Genomic DNA, 7,098 nt, shown 5'->3' on the forward strand with positions numbered 1-7,098 from the left:
TGGGGTTTGAGGTCCAATGATGTAAAAAACCACGCTAAGGAGACAATTCATTGTTTATATTGAGATTTAACGGCCTCAACTCCCCCTTCATAATATCCTCCGGTAGTGTGAACGTATAATGTCCCAGCATGTTGATATGACCGTGCATCAGAGGCGAAAGCCGCGCGATATGTTCATCCTCTGGCCCTTCCCCAGTGCTGCGCAAGTGCGACAAAGCTTCCTGCATATAAAGCGTATTCCACAGCACCACTGCGTTTGTCACCAGACCCAGCGCACCCAACTGATCTTCCTGCCCTTCGCGGTAACGTTTTCTGATCTCACCACGCTGACCGTAGCAGATGGCTCTTGCCACGGCATGTCGACCTTCGCCCCGGTTCAGCTGTGTTAGGATCCTGCGGCGATAGTCCTCATCATCAATATAGTTGAGAAGATACAGTGTCTTGTTAACTCTTCCGACCTCCATTATTGCCTGAGCAAGCCCTGACGGTCGGGTACTTCTCAATAGAGATCGAATGAGTTCTGACGCATGAATAGTGCCCAGCTTCAGCGAACCGGCAACCCGCATCATCTCATCCCAGTGGCTTTCGATTTTAGAAAGGTCAACACAACCCCGCGCCAGTTCGTCCAACGCCCCGTAGTTCGCTGCTTTGTCGGCCCGCCAGAACACCGCCTCACCAGCATCTGCCAGACGAGGTGAAAATTGGTATCCCAGTAGCCAGAACAGGCCAAAGATAATGTCACTGGTACCTGCTGTGTCCGTCATGATTTCAACCGGGTTTAGTCCCGTTTGTTGCTCAAGTAGCCCTTCCAGCACAAAGATGGAATCCCGCAGCGTTCCAGGGATCACTATGCCATGAAAACCCGAATATTGGTCAGAGACGAAGTTGTACCAGGTGATGCCGCGCCCTGAACCAAAGTATTTTCTGTTGGGGCCAGAATTCACCGTTTTCACTGGCGTGACAAAACGCATACCATCAGCGGAGGCTACCTCACAGCCACCCCAGTATCCTGCCAACGCTAACGAGGACTGAAAATCAACCAGCCGCGCATTGGCGCTGACCAGCGTTTCTGCTCGGATGTAGTTCTGTTTCACCCAGCTCAGGCGATGGCGGGTCAGTGCAGGGATATTGTGCTTGATCAGCGGCTCATGTCCGATATTGCAGGCCTCAGCCAGCAGCACCGCACATAGGCTTATATGTAGATCCTGCGCACGGGCACCTGACTCGCTGACATGGCTGAATTCTCGGGTGAGGCCCGTTCTGGCGTCAATCTCGAGCAACAGTTCTGTCAGGTCAACGGGTGGGAGCAATTGTCTGACTCGGCTGCTCAGTCGTATCAGCGCCGGTGGCTCATCCAATTTATCCAGACTGCTGATGGTCAACGAAGGATGTTTACCTTCATTGCAGATGCCCACGGCGGTATTGCAGTCAAAACGTGATGCCACCGTTTTCCAGGTTTCATCTAACCGTGCTGCCAATTGCTCCGATGCTTTACTGCCATTGGTGGGGTGACCCAATGCCCGGCACACTGGAACCCGCTGCGCCTGCCATTCCTCCCCCTGAAGAAGTTTTTGGCGCGGATCACCCCAACGATCGCTGTTTTCCAACCAGATGTCACGACGGCGTAGCGCATCCTGAAGCCGCTCCAGCAGACACAACGAGTAACCAGCTCGCTGTATCCGACCTTCAGCATCGTACACCAGGCGTTTCCAAGGGCCTGAAATGATATGTTCAGGTGCATCGTCCAGGATCCGTTTTTTCGAGCCGTTTAGCTCTGCCAGGTAATGGATGGCAGCCAGGGTATGTTCACCGTCTGGGGCCGCCCGGAAGTGCAGATCGCGCAGTAGTGCGGGCAAAAAACGCCTTACCCGTCCGTACTGTTCCACCATTTCATCCTGAAAGTTTGTATCCTAGGGGCGGGCCAATTCATTCACTTTTTCCACGGACTCTGCCAGTCTGGCGACAGGTACACTGCTGAATATGGTCTTTCTCAGCAAATCATCGCCAGTATCTTCATCAAGTAAAAGTGCACATGCCCGAGCCAGCAGCAACGCCGCGCGGTCAAGATCCTTGAGCGTCCTAAGTCGCTTTTTTTGCCCGGTTTTCTTCGCCTCCCGGGTAATATTGAGGATCAGCATATCCAGCACGTCAACGGCCTCGTCCAGCGCCGAGATTTCTTGCGCTTTCACAAATGCGGTGAGGATAGCCAGCCGCCGTTCTTCTGGCATTCTGCTGATATATTTCACCGATGCCATTCCGGCATAGCGTGCCAGGTTGCGGAGCTGTATGGCAGGCAGCCCAGTGAAATTCACGCAGGAAAATTCCAGGCTGCGCAGGCGAGTGTAACGTTCAAGTGCTTCAGTGAACGCGGGGCCGCTGATAGTGACAGGGCCTCTTTTTAGGTACTCCATCACTGAGAGTCGCTGTCCTTCGGGGATTTCAAGTAACCCAGCCAGTTGTGCGGTCTGCCAACGGTTTGGCAGCGCAGCCAATTTTCGCCACAGGCGGCGGGTCGCACGCTCACGGATTTCACCAATGACCCTCGTCAGGGTGGATGCGGCTGGCAACAACACTTTATTTTGAAGCAACCACGCGGTGGCAAAATCGAACATCAGTCCGGGACGTTCATTACTGAGCCATGCACGGGTATACAGCAATCGCTTCAGTCTGAACGACCACGGGAAATCACCGAAATCATGATAGCTGTAGTGCTGCCTGATAAGCCCGTGGTGCTCCCAACGTGTGTTTTCCCTTTGAGCATAGCGGGAGATGATCTCTGGATAGTGGATGTTAAGTTGCCTTGCGACATAAAACTGGACACCGGGCGGTATTTGAATGAGATCGGGCAAGAAGGTTCCCAGAAAGCGGGCGGTTGTGAGTTGAAGGGCAATTCCTAACCGGTTATGCCTGCCCCTACGCAGGTTGATAAAAGTAAGGTCTCGCTCATCAAGATGAAAATACCGTGCCAGTTGAATCTCGTTTGGCTCTGCAGCGTAACGCCCGTAGTTCTGTGTCTGTTTATCGGTCATAAAATCAGCAGCCATCTGCTATGCTGAGGCTTCACCGTGGTGACTCGCTCAGTGATGTTGCCAAAACGCTTTGCTGCGCGCGCTCATCGTTGGGACGCTGGGTTAATTGGTTTACGCTTTACGGTCTGGAAGGATTGAAATCATTACCTCCAGGGCGTGGACGACGCTGGCCATTTGAGCATATTTGTTCGCTGTTACGTCAACTGATTAAGCATTCACCAAGCGATTAATAAAATTTAGAAGGCATTGATATGATGAAAGAGAAAAAGCCTCAACAGAAAACGATATCTACATTACTAATATTAGGTTTGAGTTCGCTGTCTTTATTTTCTAATGCTGGATTGTCAGCACCTATTGTTTTCGATGACCTGGGTAATGTCATTAATACGTCAACGAGTCAGGGGCAAGTTACGGTTGGGGTGAATAACCCTGCCTCATTGACGATTGGAAATGGCGCTGTGGTAGATACCAACCTGGTTGGCACATCAGCAGTGCTCATTGGCGGGAGCCAGTCGGGCTCATTAACCGTCACTGGCGATGGTACAAGCCTGAATACCAACTCGTTGATTACGAGTAATGCCGCGGGTCTCGGGACATTGATTATCGAAAACGGCGGTAACGTTACTATAGCTAACAGCAGTGCGACAAAACCACTCACGATAGGAGACAGTGCCACGAGCTCAGGTGTGGTTATTGTGCGTGGCCCCGGCTCCTCACTGATTAATAATTCCGTATCAACTATTGGTATTGCACCGGGGATAAATGTAGGTCACCTAGGCTACGGTGAACTGTATGTAACGGACGGAGGCACCGTCAAGATTGCGTCAGTTTTGCGTATTGGGGGAGGTCAAGGCAATACTTCATTATCGAGGAATAGCAACGGCAGTGTTTATCTTTCCGGTGCCGGGTCTACTATTGAGGCGACCACTGTCTCAGTGGGTACATTCGGCAATGGGTCCTTAATGGTGCTAGACGGTGCGAAACTGATCGCTACTCACCCCACCTTTACAAATAATATTGCTCAACTCAATCCGGAAGGAAAAAGTGTTGCTCTGGTGTCTGGGCAAGGCTCCCTCTGGTCGATGGTCAGCTTATTAAATATTGGGCTAGGGACCAGCGCCAACGCAGTCGATGGCTCGCTGTATGTTGCAAATAATGGCACGGTATCGTCAGCCACGGGTATGGTTATCGCCAGTGGCATAAACGCTGTAGGCTTGTTGAGTATCGGTACTGGGGGAGACTCTACGGCCGGTTTTATTGAGACGCCAACGGTTACCTTTGGCTCTGGGAGCGGTACGTTGAGTTTTAACCACACCAGCTCAAATTACCTGTTCTCTCCGGTTATCAGTGGGGCAGGAAAAGTTGATATTTACCAGGGGAGTACCACTTTTACCGGACTCAACACCTATTCAGGCATAACCCATATTATTGCAGGTAATTTATATGCAGGGGCGGAAAACACCTTTAGTCCCAATTCAAATTATATTGTTGATGCACCCGGTGTTCTGGGCCTAAACAGTTTTCACCAGACGATAGCCAGTCTGGTGAACTCGGGTGGGGTCTATTTCGGTGACAACAGTCAGTTAACCATTACGGGAGACTATATCGGTAATAATGGCACACTCTACATGTCTACGGTACTTGGGGGGGACCCGTCGGATACCGATAAGTTAGTGGTAGAGGGGGATACTTCAGGCAGTAGCCGCGTAAAAATTAACAATGCAGGGGGGATGGGCGCACAGACAGTCAACGGTATTGAAGTGATACAAGTCCAAGGTGCATCAAACGGCGAATTTATTCAGTCTGGGCGTATCGTTGCTGGTGCTTATGAATACCAGTTAGAGCGGGGTCAGGGAACAAATTATAAGAACTGGTATTTGTTCAATTATCACATAGGCCCTAATCCTGATCCTGATCCTGATCCTGATCCTGGTCCTAATCCTGGTCCAAACCAACCTGTTGAACGACCAGAAATGGGCGCTTATTCTGCCAACCTGGCGGCAACCAACAATATGTTTGTTACCCGTCTGCATGATCGTCTAGGGGAGACCCAGTACATTGATGCACTGACGGGCGAGCAAAAAGTCACCAGCCTGTGGCTGCGTAACGAAGGCGGTCATAACCGTTTCCGTGATGACCACGGTCAGTTGAGCACACAGGCGAACCGTTATGTCGTGCAACTGGGGGGCGACATTGCCCAGTGGAGTCATAACGGGGTGAACCGTTTCCATCTAGGGTTGATGGCCGGTTATGGCAACAGCAAGAGTACCACGGTGTCCAGTGTGTCTGGTTACAATGCCAAAGGGACGGTAGACGGTTACAGTACCGGTGTCTACGGTACTTGGTATGCCAACGAGGCCGATAAGTCAGGTCTGTATGTGGACAGCTGGGTTCAGTACAGTTGGTTCAACAACACGGTCACGGGTCAGGAGTTGGCGAGTGAAGAGTACAAATCCAAGGGAGGGACAGCGTCGGTTGAGAGTGGTTATACCTTCAAAGTCGGTGAAAATGCGGCGAAGAATGCCACGTACTTTATTCAGCCGAAAGCACAGGTGACCTGGATGGGGGTGAAAACCGATGACCATACGGAAGCCAACGGCACCCGTGTATCCGGTGAAGGGAATGACAATATCCAGACACGTCTGGGGATGAAAGCCTTTATGAACGGTTACAGTGACCAGGACAAAGGCAAGGATCGGGTATTCCAGCCGTTTGTTGAAGCGAACTGGGTCCATAATACTCAGGACGTTGGAACCATTATGGATGGTGTTAGCGTGAAGCAAGCCGGTGCGGCGAATATTGCAGAATTGAAAGTGGGTGTTGAAGGTCAACTCAACAAACAAGTGAGTCTGTGGGGCAATGTTGGCCAGCAGGTGGGTAACAAAGGTTACAGTGACACGGCAGCCATGCTGGGTGCCAAGTACAGCTTCTAGGCATTTTGGCGGGTTCCGTTCCGGCTTGTAACCCAGGTTAAAGTGATGATGTATGGTTTTTCGGCACTGGAATATCTCTTGGATATTGGGATATTCCGGGGGTTTTAGACTGGTTGAACATTTTATCTCGGATTATATCCCGCTCAGAGGGCATCGATGCTTACAATGATTGATGCCCAGGATTTATTGACAATAATATAGCGTCTACGCGTTTAGCCCCAGAGTCTTGCTTTTTACCCTATGAGACTGCTTTCAGCCCATCCACTATTTTATGGAGCCGGAAATTTCGGCGGTGTCGAGTAGCTGGAAGCGATTAGATGCTCAAATTTGGCGTCTCTTATGGACATGGGCCATGCGTCGGCATCCCAATAAAGGCCCAAGCTGGGTAAGACAGAAGTATTTCCACGCAGAGGGGACCAAAACTGGGTATTTGCGCGCAAACCAAAGTCGGCGGTGTAGTTCAACGACTGCGGCTTTTTCGCGCAACGACGACTCCAATAGTTCGGCACGTCAAAATACGCGGTTTGGCCAATCCCTTTGATCCTGCGTGGTCGTCTTACTTCGCCCGACGTCGAGCTGCGATAGACGCTGATTGATTGCCCGGTACCAGACCATGGTGCTGTTGAACGGCTTGAGCCGGATGAGGGGCGACTCTCATGTTCGGTTCTTAGGGGACGGCGGCGCAGTAATGCGCTGCTGTTACCAGACAGAAACGCCGTTAAGCAATCATTTTAAATAGCCAAAAATTAACCAGCCAATTTACATCGCAGATTGCCCTTCTTAGTAGGTTTTCGCCCTATTGGCCCTCAAACCCATTACCCTACGCCGAAAACAGCTTCAGTTAATATCCGCCAGCTTATTACATTACTTTAATCACACAACGCTAGTTCGCCGTTCGGTTACAATCGATATCGTCGTTTGTTGACCTGCCGGGAGAAAAAACCCAAGAACTACCAAGGTATGTTGCATTTCGCCTGTGGGCTTATTGTGTGGAATAAACTCCTATTGGAATAGGCTCTAAGCCTATTATCGAATGACAGGGCCTTAAATGTCTCTGACATAAAAAAATAAAAACAAATAAAAACAATAAATTAATATCCTTATCGTGGTTTTTTACATTATTGGCCCTCAAACCCC

At 50.5% G+C, this 7,098-nt stretch carries 2 protein-coding genes and 3 pseudogenes; 4 read left to right on the forward strand and 1 reads right to left on the reverse strand.

Features of this window, described 5'->3' with window-relative positions; translation table 11 throughout:
* Positions 1 to 34: 34 nt before the first annotated feature.
* A pseudogene (locus ACQ4OC_RS19165) lies at positions 35 to 3,043 on the reverse strand (Tn3 family transposase).
* Between ACQ4OC_RS19165 and ACQ4OC_RS19170 the strand changes: the two are divergent.
* From ACQ4OC_RS19170 to ACQ4OC_RS19185, 4 genes and pseudogenes are all read left to right on the forward strand, one after another.
* Positions 3,043 to 3,255: pseudogene (locus ACQ4OC_RS19170) on the forward strand (helix-turn-helix domain-containing protein); the annotation flags it as partial. The pseudogenes ACQ4OC_RS19165 and ACQ4OC_RS19170 overlap by 1 nt on opposite strands.
* 231 nt (positions 3,256 to 3,486) lie before the next feature.
* Positions 3,487 to 5,961, forward strand: coding sequence for an autotransporter outer membrane beta-barrel domain-containing protein (locus ACQ4OC_RS19175; protein WP_430971526.1), 2,475 nt, complete (start codon positions 3,487 to 3,489; stop codon positions 5,959 to 5,961).
* 271 nt (positions 5,962 to 6,232) lie between these two features.
* Complete coding sequence (locus ACQ4OC_RS19180; protein ID WP_430971527.1) at positions 6,233 to 6,502, forward strand: group II intron maturase-specific domain-containing protein; 270 nt, start codon at positions 6,233 to 6,235, stop codon at positions 6,500 to 6,502.
* A 362-nt stretch (positions 6,503 to 6,864) separates the two neighbouring features.
* Positions 6,865 to 6,975 (forward strand): annotated as a pseudogene (locus ACQ4OC_RS19185) (IS5/IS1182 family transposase); the annotation flags it as partial.
* Positions 6,976 to 7,098: the final 123 nt, after the last annotated feature.

The sequence above is a fragment of the Yersinia sp. J1 genome (assembly GCF_050586585.1).
Classification (GTDB): Bacteria; Pseudomonadota; Gammaproteobacteria; order Enterobacterales; family Enterobacteriaceae; genus Yersinia; species Yersinia entomophaga.

Excerpts from the sequence above, each read along its gene's own strand:
- ACQ4OC_RS19180 (WP_430971527.1), top strand. The coding sequence starts at position 6,233 with ATGGAGCCGGAAATTTCGGCGGTGTCGAGTAGCTGGAAGCGATTAGAT.